Source organism: Rugosimonospora acidiphila (assembly GCF_039543385.1).
Taxonomy (GTDB): Bacteria; Actinomycetota; Actinomycetes; order Mycobacteriales; family Micromonosporaceae; genus Rugosimonospora; species Rugosimonospora acidiphila.
Window position 1 is genome coordinate 1 of the sequence record NZ_BAABJQ010000012.1, and the last position, 15923, is coordinate 15923.

At 72.0% G+C, this 15923-nt stretch carries 14 protein-coding genes; 4 read left to right on the forward strand and 10 right to left on the reverse strand.

All coding sequences use genetic code 11. From position 1 onward, the window contains the following. Positions 1-271, forward strand: a 271-nt coding sequence (locus ABEA87_RS20390) for a hypothetical protein (protein ID WP_345631747.1), incomplete at its 5' end; no start/stop codon positions are given. Between the two features lie 115 nt (positions 272-386). Here ABEA87_RS20390 and ABEA87_RS20395 read toward each other — a convergent pair. After that, positions 387-1307, reverse strand: a complete 921-nt coding sequence (locus ABEA87_RS20395; protein ID WP_345631748.1) for a PASTA domain-containing protein — start codon at positions 1305-1307, stop codon at positions 387-389. Between the two features lie 90 nt (positions 1308-1397). On the opposite strand from ABEA87_RS20395, the gene ABEA87_RS20400 reads away from it, so the two are divergent. Beyond that, complete coding sequence (locus ABEA87_RS20400; RefSeq protein WP_345631749.1) at positions 1398-2594, forward strand: hypothetical protein; 1197 nt, start codon at positions 1398-1400, stop codon at positions 2592-2594. Positions 2595-2609: 15 nt separating this feature from the next. On the opposite strand, the gene ABEA87_RS20405 is transcribed toward ABEA87_RS20400, so the two are convergent. Then, positions 2610-4088 (reverse strand): glutamate--cysteine ligase, encoded by a 1479-nt coding sequence (locus ABEA87_RS20405; RefSeq protein WP_345631751.1) that lies wholly within the window; start codon positions 4086-4088, stop codon positions 2610-2612. A gap of 209 nt (positions 4089-4297) precedes the next feature. Beyond that, a complete protein-coding gene (locus tag ABEA87_RS20410; protein ID WP_345631753.1) occupies positions 4298-4885 on the reverse strand; it encodes a YceI family protein in 588 nt (195 codons plus the stop codon). 100 nt (positions 4886-4985) lie between these two features. Between ABEA87_RS20410 and ABEA87_RS20415 the strand changes: the two genes are divergently transcribed. After that, positions 4986-5468 (forward strand): MarR family winged helix-turn-helix transcriptional regulator, encoded by a 483-nt coding sequence (locus ABEA87_RS20415; protein ID WP_345631755.1) that lies wholly within the window; start codon positions 4986-4988, stop codon positions 5466-5468. Positions 5469-5519: 51 nt separating this feature from the next. Here the strand turns inward: ABEA87_RS20415 and ABEA87_RS20420 are convergent, their stop codons facing one another. Then, the gene (locus ABEA87_RS20420) at positions 5520-6443 is read right to left on the reverse strand and encodes an alpha/beta hydrolase family protein (protein ID WP_425570930.1); all 924 of its coding nucleotides are present in this window, start codon (positions 6441-6443) and stop codon (positions 5520-5522) included. A 246-nt stretch (positions 6444-6689) separates the two neighbouring features. On the opposite strand from ABEA87_RS20420, the gene ABEA87_RS20425 reads away from it, so the two are divergent. Further along, positions 6690-7310, forward strand: coding sequence for a TetR/AcrR family transcriptional regulator (locus ABEA87_RS20425; RefSeq protein ID WP_345631759.1), 621 nt, complete (start codon positions 6690-6692; stop codon positions 7308-7310). Positions 7311-7477: 167 nt separating this feature from the next. Here the strand turns inward: ABEA87_RS20425 and ABEA87_RS20430 are convergent, their stop codons facing one another. The 6 genes from ABEA87_RS20430 to ABEA87_RS20455 all read right to left on the reverse strand — a co-directional run bounded on the left by ABEA87_RS20430 (position 7478) and on the right by ABEA87_RS20455 (position 15914). Next, a complete protein-coding gene (locus ABEA87_RS20430) occupies positions 7478-9880 on the reverse strand; it encodes an ATP-binding protein (protein ID WP_345631761.1) in 2403 nt (800 codons plus the stop codon). A 95-nt stretch (positions 9881-9975) separates the two neighbouring features. Next, positions 9976-11124 (reverse strand): acyl-CoA dehydrogenase family protein, encoded by a 1149-nt coding sequence (locus ABEA87_RS20435; RefSeq protein ID WP_345632125.1) that lies wholly within the window; start codon positions 11122-11124, stop codon positions 9976-9978. Positions 11125-11137: 13 nt separating this feature from the next. Then, positions 11138-12667 (reverse strand): acyl-CoA carboxylase subunit beta, encoded by a 1530-nt coding sequence (locus ABEA87_RS20440; protein ID WP_345631763.1) that lies wholly within the window; start codon positions 12665-12667, stop codon positions 11138-11140. Between the two features lie 222 nt (positions 12668-12889). Then, a complete protein-coding gene (locus tag ABEA87_RS20445; protein WP_345631765.1) occupies positions 12890-13786 on the reverse strand; it encodes a hydroxymethylglutaryl-CoA lyase in 897 nt (298 codons plus the stop codon). A gap of 2 nt (positions 13787-13788) precedes the next feature. Further along, complete coding sequence (locus tag ABEA87_RS20450; protein WP_345631766.1) at positions 13789-15132, reverse strand: acetyl-CoA carboxylase biotin carboxylase subunit; 1344 nt, start codon at positions 15130-15132, stop codon at positions 13789-13791. A gap of 197 nt (positions 15133-15329) precedes the next feature. Further along, complete coding sequence (locus ABEA87_RS20455; RefSeq protein ID WP_345631767.1) at positions 15330-15914, reverse strand: TetR/AcrR family transcriptional regulator; 585 nt, start codon at positions 15912-15914, stop codon at positions 15330-15332. Positions 15915-15923 lie beyond the last annotated feature (9 nt).

A 15923-nucleotide genomic window follows, 5' to 3' on the forward strand; every position in this document is an offset into this window, starting at 1 on the left:
GGGTCCGGGCCTACCCGACGCCGGCCGGGCCGGGACGGCGGCCGACCGCGGCAGCGTCGACGGCGGGGCCACCGCGTCGACGTCCGGTGCCCCGGCGGCCGACCAGCCGCTGCCCGACCCGCCGACGCCCCAGTGGCGCGGCGCGGCGAAGCCGGTCGCCGACGATCTGGTCGGGGTCGTGCCGGAGGCGCTCATCGTCTCCGGGCTGGCCAGCCTGATCATCTCCGCCGCCGGGCTGCTGATCGTGGCCCGCCTGCGCCGGCAGTGGTGAGCCGCGCCGGCCAGCCCGCGCACCGGCGCCTCGCGGCCCGCCGGGGACCGGCCCGCAGGGGACCGGCCCGCAGGGGACCGGCCCGGCCGGGGAACGGCCCGCCGGGAACGGCCGGTCAGGAGGGGGCCGGGCTGGCCGTGGGCGGTCCCACGCTGAACGACGGTGAGGGGGACGGGGGCGGGGCCGAGGCCACAATCACGACCACCGTGCTGCCGGCCGGCACCTGTGTGCCGCCGTCCGGCTGGGTACTCACCACGGAGCCGAGCGGCACCGTGTCGTCCGGCTGGGGCTGCAGCTGGACCTTGAGACCGAGGCCCTCCAACGCCTGCTGCGCGTCGGCCGCAGGCACGCCGCGCAGCGAGGGCAGCATGACCAGGGCCGGCGGCGGGCTCGGCGAGGGTGAGGGCGGGGTGGGAGACGGCGTGGGGGACGGCGAGGGCGCCGGGCTGGGCGACGAGGCGCTCGGGCTGCTGGTCGGGCCCGGTGCCGGCGGCGTACCGCCGTTGCCTCCCAGGCCCAGCCAGAGCCCCAGGCCGATCAGGCCGAGCAGGATCAGGATGAGCAGACCGATCAGGATCGGCATCCACCAGGCCCCGCCCCGGACCTCCTCCACCGCCAGCCACTCCTGCCGCGAGCCCTCCCGCGACCCGGTCGGCGGCACCCCGGCCCGCGCCGACCAGCGCCGCGCCGGGTCCTCGGGCCCGCCGGCCGGCGGCATTACCGAGGTCGCGTTCGGATCCAGTGGCGGCAACGCGCTGGTCTCCTCCGGCGCCGCCGGATGGATCACGGTCTGGTCGCCGCCCGACCACGGATCCTGGGCCTCGCCGGCCTCGGCCCCGGCCCACCATGGGCCGGTCGGCTGTTGCTGAGGGCTGGTGGTCTCCTCCCACGGCCCGACGGGCTGCTCGGGTGTGGGTTGGTCCGCCGCGGCAGGGCTGTTCTCGTCGGGCTGGCCCGACGAGGGCGGCCAGGCATTCTCCGGCCGCTGTTCCTGTCGCCGCTCATCCGGATCAGACCGGCCAGCATCATCGACCACACGACCATCTCACCATGCCGGCGCCGCACCCCCGGTCAACCTCGCCCGCTGGACTCGCCCGGCCGCATGGATGGCGTTAGGCTGCGCGACATGGCCGTACGTGGCTGGGGAGGATCGGTCGCACTCGCGGTCGGGGTTGCCGCTGGCAGCGCCGCCGCCCAGCTGGGCCTGGGCTACGGCCTGGGCGTCCTGGTCTGGACGTCGGCCACCGACACGACCGGCGTAAGCGCCTGGCTCGCCAGTCTCGCGTGGACCACCTGGATCGCGGCGACCTCCACGGTGCTCGGTGCGGTCGCCGCCGACCGGCTGTCCGCGCCCCGGCCCGGACCGGCGGCGCCGGTGCACCGCTCGACCGCCGATGATCGGGCCCGGCCCGGACTGATCGCCACCACCGCCTGGCGGCTGGCGCTCGCGCTCACCGCGGCGGTCGGCAGCCTGATCACCGTGCCGCTGGTCGCGGTGCCGGCCCGTGCCGCGCACCGGCCCGACACGTTCTCGCCGCAGACGATCGCGGGCGGGTACGCGATCGTCGGGGTGGCGGTCGGGCTCCTCGTGGCGGTCGCGGCCCTGTCGTCCCGGGCGGTCGCCACGAACGTGATGGCCACCACCACCTGGCTGTGGGCGCTGGCCGTCGCCTCGGCGCTGTACGGGATCGCCGGCGCGCAGGGCTCGACCACCGCCCAGCTCGGGGTCTGGCGGTTCGGCGGCAGGTACTTCCTCGAGAAGATCTTCTCGCTGCCCGGGGCGGCGCTGATGATGGGCGTGGCGCTGGTCATCGGGGTGCTCGCCGCGCTGCCGGCCGGCCGGCGTGGCGACAACCGGGTAGGTGTCGCGGTGTCCGGCGCCGCGGGGCCGCTCATGGTCGCCGCCGCGTATTTCCTCGCCGCCCCGAGGCTGGTCGGGGTGCGGGCGGACGAGCAGCTTTCGGCGTACCTCATCGCGCCGTACGCGGTGATCGCCGGGCTCGCCGGTTCGGTCCTGCTCTCCGGCGTCATCGCGCATCGAGAGCAGCGACGGGCGCCCGGGGCAGAAGTCATCGTGCCGCGCCAGCCCGACCCACCGCCCGTTGGCGTGGCCTGGCTCGGCGAGGGCCCTGCCCACGCGCAGCGTGACGGCGGGGCGCCGGCGCCGGTCGCGCGGCCGACCGCCGATCTGCCAGTGATCGGGCGGGTTCCGGCCTGGCCAGGTGGCGCCGACGAGCCGGAGACCGTGCGGATGACCGAGGTGCGGATGACCGGCCCGGACGCGGCCGCCGGCCCGGCCGCCAGGAGCGGCAGCCTCGGCTGATCCGCTCGGTGGCGCTCAGTCCAGGGGCCAGGTGTGCACCGGGGCGTTGCCCGCGAACAGCTCTGCGTACCTGCGCAGCATCTCCCGCAGCGCGGCCGGCCGGTCCAACCCCCGGTCGTTCTCCAGGCGCTCGACCACCGACGTCTGCCACGACGCGCCGTTGATGCCGGTCCGGCACCGATCCTCGATGATGCCCAACAGCCGGTCGCGGATCCGTGACGGCACGCCGAACCGCTCCAGGCCGCCGTGCGCCAGCGGCAGCAGCCAGTCGAGCACCAGGTCGGTGGCCGGCAGCGCGCCCAGGCGCGGCCAGAACAGCTGCGCGGAAAGCCCATCCCGGGCCGCCATGTGGAAGTTCTCCTCGGCCTGACCGAAGGTGAGCTGCGTCCACACCGGACGGTCCGCCTCGACCAGTTCCCGGACCAGCCCGAAGTAGAACGCGGCGTTGGCCAGCAGATCCAGCACGGTCGGCCCGGCGGGCAGCACCCGGTTCTCCACGCGCAGGTGCGGCCGGCCGTTCATGATGTCGTAGACCGGCCGGTTCCACCGGTAGATGGTGCCGTTGTGCAGCCGCAGTTCGGGCAGCCGGGGAACCCCGCCGGAGTGCAGCACCTCGACCGGGTCCTCGTCCGCCATGATGGGCAGCAGGGCCGGGAAGTAGCGGACGTTCTCCTCGAAGAGGTCGAAGATCGAGGTGATCCAGCGCTCGCCGAACCACACCCGGGGCCGGACGCCCTGGGTCTTCAACTCCTCCGGCCGGGTGTCGGTGGCCTGCTCGAACAGGGCGATCCGGGTCTCCGCCCAGAGCCGCTTGCCGAACAGAAACGGGGAGTTGGCGCCGACCGCGAGCTGCGCGGCCGCGACGGCCTGCGACGCGTTCCAGTAGTTGGCGAACTCCTCCGGCGCCACCTGAAGATGAAACTGGGCGCTGGTACACGCCGCCTCGGGCGCGATCGAATCGGTGATCAGTTGCAGGTGCTCCGCACCCCGGATGTCCAGCACGAACGACTCGCCCCGGGCGCTGGCCAGTTGCTCGTTGAGCACCCGGTAGCGCGAGTCGGTGGACATGTTGTCGAGTACCGCGTGGCGCTGAGTGATGGTGGGCAGGATGCCGATCAGGATGACCCTCGCGTCGGCCTTGGCGGCCCGGTCCTCCGCGCGTGCGAGTTGGTCGGTCAGCTCCGCCTCGTACTGGTCGAAGCCGGCGCCCGCGAGCAGCCGCGGCGCCCCGTTGATCTCAAGGTTGAACTGCCCCAACTCGGTCTGGAACGACGGATCCGCAAGCTCGGCCAGCACCTCGGCGTTGCGCATCGCCGGTGCGCCATCCTTGTCGATCAGGTTGAGCTCCAATTCGAGGCCGGTCATCGGCCTATCCGCGTCGAACCGGAGGTCGTTGAGCATCAGGGCGAAGACGTCCAGGCATTGGCGGACCTTGTACCTGTACCGCACTCGGTCCTCGCGCGTGAACTCGGAGAGGGACACATCCTTGCCCATGGGTCCTTCCCGTCCAGCGTTTCGTTGCAGGTTCGCGTGAGCACGCGGAAGCACACTGCGATTGAGACTCCACGTTATGTGGGGTCAGGCACTTCAGGCTAGGGACAAAGCAGGCGGGTTGAAAGCGCTATGTGAGGGAAAACGCACGGTAGGTATGACATTGGCCCCCACCTCGTGAGTGGGGGCCAATGCGGCGAAACTGGTCGAGGTCAGTCCTCCTTGAGGGCCTCTCCCTCGATCTCGATCTTGATGTTCTTGCTGATCATGACGCCGCCGGCCTCAAGCGCCATGTTGTAGGTCAGGCCGAACGCCTCACGGTCGATCTCGGCGGTCGCGCTGAACCCGAAGACGGGCTTGCCGTAGGGGTTGGTGGTCACACCCTCCAGCTCGACCTTCAGGTCGACCGGCACGGTCACGTCCTTGATGGTCAGCTCGCCGGTGAGGAGGAACTCGGTGCCGTTGAAGGACTTCACGCCGGTGCTGCGGTACTCCAGGGTGGGGTACTTCTCCACCTCGAGGAAGTCGCCGCTCTTGAGGTGGCCGTCGCGCTGCTCCTGGCCGCTGGTGATGCTCCCGGCCTGGATGGTGGCGGAGACCGAAGACTCCAGCGGGTTCTCGGCGACGGTGATGGTCGCGCTCGCCTCACCGAACCCGCCGCGGACCTTGCTCACCATCATGTGCCGGGCGACGAAGCCCACGCGCTTGTGTGCCTGGTCGAGCGTGTACGTACCGGCGGCGGGAATCTGGACACCGTTGTGGTCCCGGGACGCGAGTGATGAGCTGGTCGTGTCGGTCATCGGAGGAGGTCCTTCCAAGGTGTGTGGTTATTCAGATGTCTGCTCGAACAACTATAGACCTGTCAATTATTTCCGTGTCAAGCTCTGGTAGGATAGAGGTGTGACTGAAGATCTAGTGCGGGACGAGCGGATCACCGCGATCGGCCTGCTGAGCGAGGTGCTCAGCGGGCTGACGGCTCAGTTCTCCGCGCAGATCGCCGAGCACGGGCTGGCACTCATCGAGTTCGAGGTGCTGATCCGGCTAGCCCGGTCGTCCGACTGTCGGCTGCGCATGACCGACCTCTCCGCCCAGACCAGTCTCACCACCAGCGGCGTGACCCGGGTCGTCGACCGGCTGGAACGCGACGGCTTCGTCTGCCGCACCGCCTGCCCGACCGACCGACGCAGTTCCTACGCCGTGCTCACCGAGGCCGGCCGGGAGCGGCTGGGCGCCATCCTGCCGGGCCACCTGGAGACGATCGACCGCCTGTTCACGGGCCTGCTCCCGGCGGAGCAACTCGGGCCGATGATGGCCGGCCTGCGGACCATCCGCGACGCGGTGCGCCCGGGAGCGACCGCCGGCGCGACCTCGACCGCGGCCTGATCCGTCACTACCGCGCGGAGCCGAATCCCTCCCCAGGAGCGCCCATGCGCCCTACTTGCTCCGTACCTGCCCCAGCGGCCGCGGGTCCTCCTCGAGCGCGGCTCGCGCCGCTGACCAACTGGGATCCTCGGGGTGCAGAGCACTGCGCAGGAATGCCCAGCTGAGCCGCTGGATGAGGGCGACCCGTTCGGGGCTCTCGTCGGTCGTCTCCGTCACGCTGTAGCCGGGGATCCCGCCGAGCGAATGCTCCGCCCCGTACAGGGTCAGCAGGCTCTTGGCTCCCGGGCTCAGGAAGTACGGGTCGGTGAACCAGTCGGGACCCCGGACGGACAGGGCAGACTGGTCCCGGTCCCCCGCGACCACGAGGGCCGGCGCGGTCATGCCGTCGAAGGACGGGTTCATGAACGGAAAGTGCTCGGCCGCGAACGGGGACAGGTCGGCGCCCCCCGGCCCCGGCAAGGCCAACAGCACGCCGGCCGCGACCCGGGGGTCGGACATGTCCTCCCCAGGTACGCCCTCGGAGTCGAGCACGCGCGCGCCCAGCAGCATGCTCGCCGTCTGGGCTCCCCACGAGTGCCCGGCCACCGCTATGCGACTGGAATCGAAACGCCCGGCCAGGCCCGGCACGGCGGCTTCCAGGAGGTCGAGCCGGTCGAGGACGCGCTTCAGATCCTCGACCCGATGACGCCAGATCAGCGGCGTACGGGGGTCGTCGGCGGGAAGATCGAGCGTCCTCGAATCGAGGTGGGTGGGCCGCACGACCACGAAGCCGCGGGCGGCCCAGAAGTCCGCCAGCGGTGCGTAGCCGTCCATCGACCAGCCATAGCCGTGCGAGAAGACGATGATGGGCAGGTCGCGCCCTGTCGTGGGCGCCGACACGCGGACTTCTAGATCCGCACCACGGCCCGGGGCGGGCAGGGCGATCGGCTTCACGGACACGACCGGAGACGGCGTGGTCCCGGTCGGGTAGGTCATCACGCTGGTTGATTCGGACATGAAAGTGCCTTCTGTTCTGTTGTTCCGAGTCTGCTTGGGCGCCCCGCGAGCGACCGCCGGGCGCCTGGCCATGCCATCCGTCGCCCGTCTACCATCGAGGCAAGACGGAACAACGTTCCGGATAACCATAGCGGAACAATGTTCCGTTTGCCAACGCCGAGACACCGGAGGCCGAGGTGTCAAAGCCGAGGAGGGGACGCTGTGGAAGGCGACGAGGTGACGGACATGGCGGAGCGACCGCCCCGGCGGCGGGCCGATGCCCAACGCAACGAGAAGACCCTGCTCGACGCCGCCGCGGCGGCGTTCGTCGCCTCGGGGATCGAGGCGCCGGTGCGCGACATCGCGGCCAGGGCGGGTGTCGGGGTGGGCACCGTCTACCGCCACTTCCCGACGCGAGCGGACCTCGTCGTCGCCGTGTACCGGCATCAGGTCGAGGCCTGCGCCGAGGCCGGCCCGGCCTGCCTCGCCAACGCGACCACCCCGTACGCCGCGCTGGCCCGGTGGATCGACCTGTTCGTCGACCTCCTGGTGACCAAGCACGGGCTGGCCGCCGCGCTGCGGTCGGACGACACCCAGTTCGACGCCCTGCACTCCTACTTTCTCGATCGGCTCCTGCCCGTGTGCAGCCAGTTGCTCGACGCCGCGGCCGGCTCGGGCGAGATCCAAGCCGATCTGGCTGCCTACGAGCTCCTGCGCGGCGTCGGGAACCTCTGCATAGGCGCGGAGAGCGATCCCCGCTACGACGCGCGCCGACTGGTCGGGCTCCTCATCGCCGGCCTGCGCCAACCCGGCGGACCGGCAGAAGTACCGGCAGAACCAGGCCAGCAGGCGGACAAACCAGGTTGATCAAGGCAAGCCCCGGCCGGGTACGCGACTAATCTCCAGCGCAGGGGAGGCGCCGGTCACGGGTTCGCGACGGGCGGAGGAAGGTGGGGCGTTACGGGGGACTTCGCCCACCGGGCCCTCAGCCGTGGTGGTGGCGGCATGGTCGCCGCCACCACGGCCGGCGGTAATCACCCGCCGAGCAGGGCCCTTTCCCGGGCCAGCAGGCTGACCGCACTGCGCTGACACAGGTCGTCCAGTTCGGTCAGTGCCTGGCGGCGGCGCTTCGGGTCATCGGTACTCGACGCGACGCCGACCAGCGCCTCCACCACATCGCGGACGTCGTGGCGGCCGGCCAGCGTCTCGGCCGCCATCGAGAACCGCTCGGTGGCGGCCGTCCGGTCGCCCTCGGCCAGGGTCAGGTACGCCTCGATCAGCTCGACCACCGGCGGGTCGCCCACCTCGACCATCGTCTCCCGGGCCTCGGCCACCCGTCCCGACTGCGCGAGCGCAAGCGCGACGCACCCGAGTACCCGCCACTTGTGCCGGGGATCGCCGAGCTGGTCTACCTGCGACAGGGCGCGCCGGCCGATGGCGACCGCCTCCGCGTACCTGCCGTCGAGCCGGGCCACCTCGGCGAGGTTGGCGTGGGCCAGCGCGCGCAGCCGGTCCTCGCCGACCCCGGCGGCCAGCCGCTGCACGGTGACCAGTCGCCGGCGCGCGCCGGCCAGGTCGCCGACCCGGATGTCGTGCCAGGTCAGGTTGTTCTCGGCGACGACCACGTCGCGGGTACGCCCGTACCGGGTGGCCAGGCGCAGTACCGCCTCCCCGTGCTCACGGGCGGCCTCGTAGTCGCCGTTGGCCTGGTGCAGGATGCACAGCTGGGTACGGGCGGCGAGCTGCCCGGTGACCCGACCGAGCCGGGTGAAAGTGGCGAGCGCGGCCTCGACCCCGCCCAGTTCGGCCAGCCCGTCGCCGTGCTCCGCGGCGAGCTGGGCCAGGCCCAATCCCGCCCACGCCCGGGTGGTCGGGTCCGCGCGCTGGTTGTCCGGGTGGTCGAGCAGCCGGCGCAGCCAGCCGCGGCCCTCCCGGTCGTTGCCGCGCAGCCGCCACCACCGGGGCAGCTTCGAAGCCAGGTACAGCGCGGTCCGGGGATCACGCTCCCCGGCCCAGACCAGCGCGGAGCGCAGGTCGCTGTTGAAGTCGTCAAGCCGCGTGGCGGCCTCGCGCAACGCCCCTCCGACCAGCTCGGGCGCGGTCCGGGCGGCGTACCGGGCCATCACGACCGCGTGCCGGTCGCGGAAGCTCGCCAGTTCGCCCTCGCCCTCGCTCTGCTCGACCGCGAAGTCCCGCACCATGTCGAGCATGCGGAACCGGGTGGGCCCGGTGCCCCGCACACTGACCAGCCCCAGTTCGACCAGCCGATCCAGCAGCGCCACCACGTCGCGTTCGCCGCCGGGATCCGGTTGCGGGTGGTTGTCGGCGAACAGCTGCTCGGCCAGCTCCACCGACCACCGGTGGTGGAACTGGGCCAGCAGCCGCAGCGCCGCGCGCTCGGCCGGTTCGAGCAGCCGGTAGCTGCCCGCGATCGCCTCGCGCAGCGTGGTCGCCTCGCCGTCCCGGGGCTCTCGGCGCAGGTCCAGGACCCGGTCGCCGTACCGGTCGAGGATCTCGCTCACCTCGAGAATCCGGCCGCGGGCCGCACCCAGTTCGAGGGCCAGCGGCAGGCCGGCCAGCCGCCGTACCAGCTCACCGACCGTGGCGGCATCGGCCGGCGCCACGTCGGCGTGGCCGACCCCGCGCAGCCGCTCCAGGAACAGCTCGGCGGCCGGATAACCGGCGATCTCCGGCAGCTCGATGAGGCCGGGCGGCGGGCACTCCAGGGGCATCACCGGCCATACGTACTCGCCGGCGACCCCGCTCGGACGCCGGCTGGTCGCGATGATCCGCAGGCTCGGCGTGTTGTTGCGCAGCCACAGCATCGCGGTGACGGCCGATTCGGCGGATCGCTCCACCGCGTCGACCAGCAGCAGCGCGGGGCGACCGGCGAAGCGTGCGGGCAGGTCGCTGGCCCGGCCGACGCCGAACACGCCGGCCACGGTGGCGAGGGTGTCGGCCTCGGTGGACACCTCGGTGACCACGATCCCGGCCACGCCGCCCGGGTGCCGGGCCGCCACCCGGTGCGCCGCGGCCCAGGCCAGGCTGGTCTTGCCGACCCCGGCGACGCCGACCAGGGTGACCACCGCCGCGTGCCGCAGCACCGTGGCCAGGTTGGTCAGCTCCGGCTCGCGCCCGATCAGCACGGGGGCCGGCGGCAGGTTGATCCCGGAAGGGTCCGGCTCGCCGGACTCGCCGCGGCGCGCCGCGGCGAGGAACTCGTCCCGCGCGGCGCCCCGCAACCCGAGCGCGGCGACCAGTAGGTCGACCGTCGCACGCTGCGGCCGCGACCGGCCCCGCTCCAGGTCCCGCAGGGTACGCACGCCCACCCCGGCCTTGGCGGCGAATTCGGCCTGGGTCAGCCCGTTGCGGCGCCGGTGCTCACGCAGCAGCACCGCGAATGTGCTGCCCGATACCGCACCGACCGGCCGAGCCATGGTCACGAAGGTTAGGCGGTGGCGGCGTCCTGCGCGAGAAACGAGTCAAGATCACGACGGGAGTTGGGCCGATCTACGACAGTGGGTGAGCCGTCTCACACACCCAGGTCGCGGGCGATGATCATGCGCTGGATCTCGGAGGTCCCCTCGCCGATCTCCAGGATCTTGGCGTCCCGCCAGAACCTCGCGACCGGCGTCTCGTTCATGAACCCGTACCCGCCGTGCACCTGGGTGGCCTCCCGCGCGTTGGTCACCGCTATCTCGCTGGCGTGCAGCTTGGCGATGGCCGCCTGCCGCTTGAAGTCGGCGCCGGCGAGCATCCGCGCGGCCGCGTCGTAGTACGCCAGCCGGGCGGTGTGAGCCCGCGTCTCCATGTCTGCGATCTTGAACTGGATCGCCTGGAAGTTGCCGATCGGCTGGCCGAAGGCGTGCCGGTCGTGGGCGTACCGCACGGACTCGTCCACGCAGCCCTGCGCCAACCCGGTCGCCAGCGCCGCGATCGCGATCCGCCCCTCGTCGAGGATCCGCAGGAACTGGGCGAAGCCCCGCCCCCGCTCGCCGAGCTGGTTGGCCGCTGGTACCCGGACGTCGTCGAGGTGCAGCTCGTGGGTGTCCGAGGCGCACCAGCCGACCTTCGAGTACCCGGGCGCGACGGTGAAGCCCGGCGTACCCGACGGCACGATGATGGCGGTGATCTCGGGCGAGCCGTCCGGCCGGGTACCGGTGCGCGCCGTGACCGTGACGAAGGCGGTGATGTCCGTACCCGAGTTGGTGATGAACGCCTTGCTGCCGTTGATGACCCACTCGTCCCCGTCCAGGACGGCGCGGGTCTGCGTCCCGCCCGCGTCCGACCCGAAGCCCGGCTCGGTGAGGCCGAATCCGGCCAGGGCCTCGCCGCTGGTCAGCCGCGGCAGCCAGGTGGCCTTCTGCTCGGGGGTGCCGAACCGGTGGATGGGCATGGCGCCGAGGCTGATGGCGGCCTCCAGCGTGATCGCCACCGACGAGTCCACCCGGGCCAGCTCTTCCAGGGCGACGCACAGCGCGAAATAGTCGCCGCCCATGCCGCCGTACTCCTCCGGGAAGGGCAGTCCGAACAGGCCCATCTTGCCCATCTGCCGGATGATCTCGTACGGGAACGTGTGGCGCTCGTAGTGCTCGAAGGCGGCCGGCGCGATGACCTCCCGGGCGAACTCCCGGACCGTGTCGCGCAGCGCGGCGTGCTCCTCGTCCAGCGCAAAGCTCACCATTTCGGCCCCCTCAGACGGGCGTGACGCCGTGCCGGCGCCGGGAGAAGTGACGATCCTTGCCGGCCGCCGCCGCGAACCTGATGACCAGCTCGGCGCGCAGCGCCGACGGTTCGACGATGGTGTCCACGACCAGCTCGCTGGCCAGCCGCACGATGTCGATGTCGCGCTCGTACTCGGCGCGCTTGTCGGCCACGAACGCCGCCCGGGCCTCGTCGTCCGGCAGAGCGGCAATCTTGTTCGCGTAGACGGCGTTGACCGCGGCCTCGGCGCCCATGACGGCGATCTTCGCGGTGGGCAGCGCGATGGTGGCGTCCGGAGCGAAGCCCGGCCCGGCCATCGCGTACAGCCCGGCGCCGTACGCCTTGCGCACCACCACGCAGATCTTCGGCACCGTCGCCTCGCTGATGGCAGTGATCATCTTGGCGCCGTGCCGGATGATGCCCTGCCGCTCCACCGCGCTGCCCACCATGAAGCCGGGCACGTCGGACAGGAACAGCAGCGGCACGTTGAATGCGTCGCACAGCTGCACGAACCGGGTCGCCTTGTCCGCCGAGTCGACGAACAGCACGCCGCCCTTGTGCAGCGAGTTGTTGGCCACCACGCCGATCGGCGCCCCGTCGAGCCGGCCGAAACCGACCGTCACCTCGCGCGCCCACAACGCCTGGATCTCGAAGAACTCACCGCCGTCGAGCAGCGCGCGGACGACCTTGCGCATGTCGAAGGCCTGCCGCTCGCTGGCCGGAATCAGGGCGGCGACGTCCACCTCCGGTGCCGGCACCGCCTCGGTGACCGGGGGCGCCGACTGCCAGTTCGAGGGCAGGAACGACAGGTACCGGCGGATCGTCTCGATCGCCTCGGCCTCGGTCTTGCACAGGAAGTGCCCGACCCCGGACTCCGCGCAGTGCACCCGCGCGCCGCCCATCGCCTCCAGCGTGGTCTTCTCGCCGGTGACCATCTCGACCATCCGGTCGCTGCCCAGGTACATGCTCGCGTTGCCTTCGACCATGGCGACCACGTCGCAGAACGCCGGGATGTAGGCGCCGCCCGCGGCGGACGGCCCGAACAGCGCGCAGGCCTGGGGAATGCTGCCGGACGCCCGGACCTGGTTGTAGAAGATGTTTCCGGCGCCGCGCCGGCCGGGGAACAGGTCGACCTGGTCGGTGATGCGGGCGCCGGCCGAGTCGACCAGGTACACCATGGGCACGCCGGTGGCGTAGGCGCGCTCGATGATGCGGATGATCTTCTCGACGGTACGGGCGCCCCACGATCCCGCCTTGACCGTGGAGTCGTTGGCCATCAGGCAGATCCGGCGCCCGTCGACCTCGGCGACACCGGTGATCACACCATCGGCGGGCAGCCCCTCGGCCTGGGCGTTGGCGTACCGGCCATCCTCCACAAAGGACCCCTGATCCACCAGCAGGGCGATCCGGTCGCGGGCGAACAGCTTGCCCTTGGCCGCGTTGGCGGCGTGGTAGCGCTCGGCACCGCCGACCTGGACGCGCTTGCTCAACTGCTCCAGTGACTCGTGGTCAAGGCTCACCGCGGCTCCCGTTGGTCTGAGGTCTGCGATTCCAGGCTACTTAACGATCGTTAGGCTACCACGCCGGATCGCACCTTGATCGGCTCAGAACTTCCCCGGGCGTCGACCCTCCACGCCCGCCGATGGTGGCGCGGTGCCGGCGGGCGGACGCGTCGTGAACGGTCCGCCGCCGGTACCGGGGGCCGGCGGCGGACCTGCCTGGCGGCGGTCGGTATCCGCGGGTCAGCTCGCGGCGACCAGCCGGGTACGTGGGCCGGCGCGCAGCACGCCGGAGGGCAGGGTACGGCCGACGATCCGCTCGGCGAGCTCGGCCGCCTCCAGCAGGGCGTCCAGGTCGATGCCGGTCTCCACGCCCATGTCGTGCAGCATGTGCACCACCTCCTCGGTCGCCACGTTGCCGCTGGCGCCCGGGGCGTACGGGCAGCCACCGAGGCCGCCGATGCTCGCGTCGAACTCGCTGATCCCCAGCTCGAGCGCGGTCAGGATGTTGGCCAGGCCGGTGCCCCTGGTGTTGTGGAAGTGCAGCAGGATCGGCGCCTTGCGCGACACCACGCCGAGCAGCTCGGTGACCCGGCGGGGGGTGGCCATGCCCGTGGTGTCGCCGAAGGCCACCCGATCGGCGCCGTCGGCGAGCACGCGATCCACGATCGTGGCGACCCGGCGCGGATCGACGTCTCCCTCGTACGGGCACCCGAAGCTGGTCGCCACGATGACCTCGACGGTCCCGCCGGCCCGGTGAACCTCGTCAATGAGCGCCGAGATGTCCTCCAGCGACTCGGCCGTCGACCGGTTCAGGTTCTTCCGGTTGTGCGTATCGCTGGCGGAGACCACCACCTCGATTTCGGTGAAGCCCGCCGCCAGGGCGCGCCGCGCGCCGCGCGAATTGGGGACCAGGGCCGAGTAGCGCACCCCGGGCGCCTTGGTGGCCGCCGCCCACACCTCGTCCGCGTCCGCCATCTGCGGGATTGCCCTGGGATGCACGAACGACACCGCCTCGATGCGCCGCACTCCCGTGCGGGACAGCGCGTCGAGCAGCCGCACCTTGTCGGAGGCCGGAACCGGATCCTCGTTCTGCAGGCCGTCGCGCGGCCCGACCTCACGGATCGAGACGTTCGCCATGTTCACCGCCCCCGCATCCGGCCGATGATGCCGGTGTCGTAGTCACCGGTCACGAACTCCGGGTTGTCCAGCAGCTCCGCGAAGAACGGCAGGTTGCACTTGGGGCCGGCGATCTCGAACTCGGCGACCGCCCGACGGGCCCGCTCCAGGGCCGTGGCCCGATCGGGGCCGAAGATCACCAGCTTGGCCATGAGCGAGTCGTAGTGCGGGGTCACCGTCATGCCGGCCGCGTACCCGGCGTCGACCCGTACCCCCTCGCCGGCCGGCTCCACCCAGGTGCCGATGACGCCCGGGCCCGGCAGGAACCGCTTGGGGTCCTCGGCGTTGATCCGCAGCTCGACCGCGTGCCCGGACGGGCGCAGCGCGTCGGGGTCGAAGTTCGGCGGCTCGCCGGAGGCGACGCGCAGCTGCTCCTCGACCAGGTCCACCCCGTACACGCACTCGGTGATCGGGTGCTCGACCTGCAGGCGGGTGTTCATCTCCAGGAAGAAGAAGTCGTTGGTGGTCGGGTCCAGCAGGCACTCCACCGTGCCGGCGTTGCGGTACCCGACCGCCTCGCCGGCGCGTACCGCCGCGGCGCACAGCCGCTCGCGCAGCTCGGGCGAGACCGCGGGGGACGGCGACTCCTCCAGTACCTTCTGGTTGCGCCGCTGCACCGAGCACTCCCGCTCGCCCAGCGCGACGACCCGCCCGTCGGCGAGCCCGAGGATCTGCACCTCGATGTGGCGCACTCGGGGGAAGTAGCGCTCGATCAGCACCGATTCGTCGCCGAACATCCGCCCGGCGAACGCGTGCACCTTTTCGTACTCGGTGCGCAGCGCGGCCTCGTCACCGGCCGCCGCCATGCCCATGCCGCCGCCGCCGGCCGCGGCCTTGACCATCACCGGGTACCCGATCCGCTCCGCCTCGGCGATCGCGGCCCCCACGGTGGCGGCCGGGTCGGTGGTGCCGGGCGCGACCGGTACCCCGGCCGCCGCCATCAGGTTCCGAGCGTTGATCTTGTCGCCCATCGCGCCGATCGCGTCCGGGCCGGGCCCGACCCAGATGATGCCCTGATCGACGACCGCGCGGGCGAAATCCGCGTTCTCCGACAGGAACCCGTACCCGGGGTGGATCGCCTGCGCCCCGGTCGCCTTCGCGGCGGTCAGGATGGCGTCGGCGTTCCGGTACGACTGGGCGGGGTTGGCCGGGCCGATCAGCACGGATTCGTCCGCCTCCGCGACGAACGGGAGGTTCGCGTCGGCGTCCGAGTACACCGCGACGGTGCGGACGCCCAGCCGGCGCGCGGTACGGATGACCCTCCGGGCGATCTCGCCTCGGTTGGCGACCAGCAGCGATTCGATCATAGATGTCCTCCCAACCGTACTGAACGATCGTTAGGCTACTCGACCCCTGCCGGCACGGGAACAGGCCCGGGCGGGGAGCGGACCTGGCGACTGTCCGGATCGCCGGGCGACGTCAGCCCCGCCGAGCCAGCCTGGTCGGCGGCTGGTCCGGTCGTCGCGTGGCGTCAGCCCCGCCGAGCCGGACCAGTCGAGGTGGATCAGCCGAGCAGTGCGGCGAGCGTGGCGGCGCGCAGCAGGTCGGACCGGCGCTCCCGGTCCACCTCTCCGCCGGAGAACGGCGTCGAGTTCATCAGGCCGAACGCGGCGTGGGCCAGCACCCGCGCCTCCGCCGGAGCCAACTCCTCACGCAGCGTGGTCAGGGTCTGCACCCAGACCTCGACGTAAAGCCGCTGCAGGCGACGAATGTGCCGGCGGGGCTCCTCGGGGAGGCGGTCCAGCTCATGCAGGTGCAGCGCGATCACGACCGGGTTCGCCAGCGCGAACGCCACGTGGAACTCGACCAGGGACTCCAGCGCGGCCTTCGCCTCGTCCGGGTGCTCGGCGACCCGGGCCCGGCCGCCGGCGAGCAGGCCCTCGCTGACCGGGTTGAGCGCCGCGACCAGCATCGCCTCCTTGCCGGCGAAGTGGTGGTACAGGGCCGGACCGGTGACCCCCGCGGCGGCTCCGATGTCGTCCATGGAGACACCGTGATACCCCCGCGCGGCGAACAGGCCCATGGCGATCTCGAGGATCTCGTCCCGCCTGCTGCGCCGTCGTGTCCGCTCTCGCTGCTCCACCGCCATTCGGCCATG

Coding starts and splice junctions, on each gene's coding strand:
- ABEA87_RS20400 (WP_345631749.1), top strand. CDS start 1,398: ATGGCCGTACGTGGCTGGGGAGGATCGGTCGCACTCGCGGTCGGGGTT.
- ABEA87_RS20405 (WP_345631751.1), bottom strand. CDS start 4,088: ATGGGCAAGGATGTGTCCCTCTCCGAGTTCACGCGCGAGGACCGAGTG.
- ABEA87_RS20410 (WP_345631753.1), bottom strand. CDS start 4,885: ATGACCGACACGACCAGCTCATCACTCGCGTCCCGGGACCACAACGGT.
- ABEA87_RS20420 (WP_425570930.1), bottom strand. CDS start 6,443: ATGACCTACCCGACCGGGACCACGCCGTCTCCGGTCGTGTCCGTGAAG.
- ABEA87_RS20425 (WP_345631759.1), top strand. CDS start 6,690: ATGGCGGAGCGACCGCCCCGGCGGCGGGCCGATGCCCAACGCAACGAG.
- ABEA87_RS20430 (WP_345631761.1), bottom strand. CDS start 9,880: ATGGCTCGGCCGGTCGGTGCGGTATCGGGCAGCACATTCGCGGTGCTG.
- ABEA87_RS20445 (WP_345631765.1), bottom strand. CDS start 13,786: ATGGCGAACGTCTCGATCCGTGAGGTCGGGCCGCGCGACGGCCTGCAG.
- ABEA87_RS20450 (WP_345631766.1), bottom strand. CDS start 15,132: ATGATCGAATCGCTGCTGGTCGCCAACCGAGGCGAGATCGCCCGGAGG.
- ABEA87_RS20455 (WP_345631767.1), bottom strand. CDS start 15,914: ATGGCGGTGGAGCAGCGAGAGCGGACACGACGGCGCAGCAGGCGGGAC.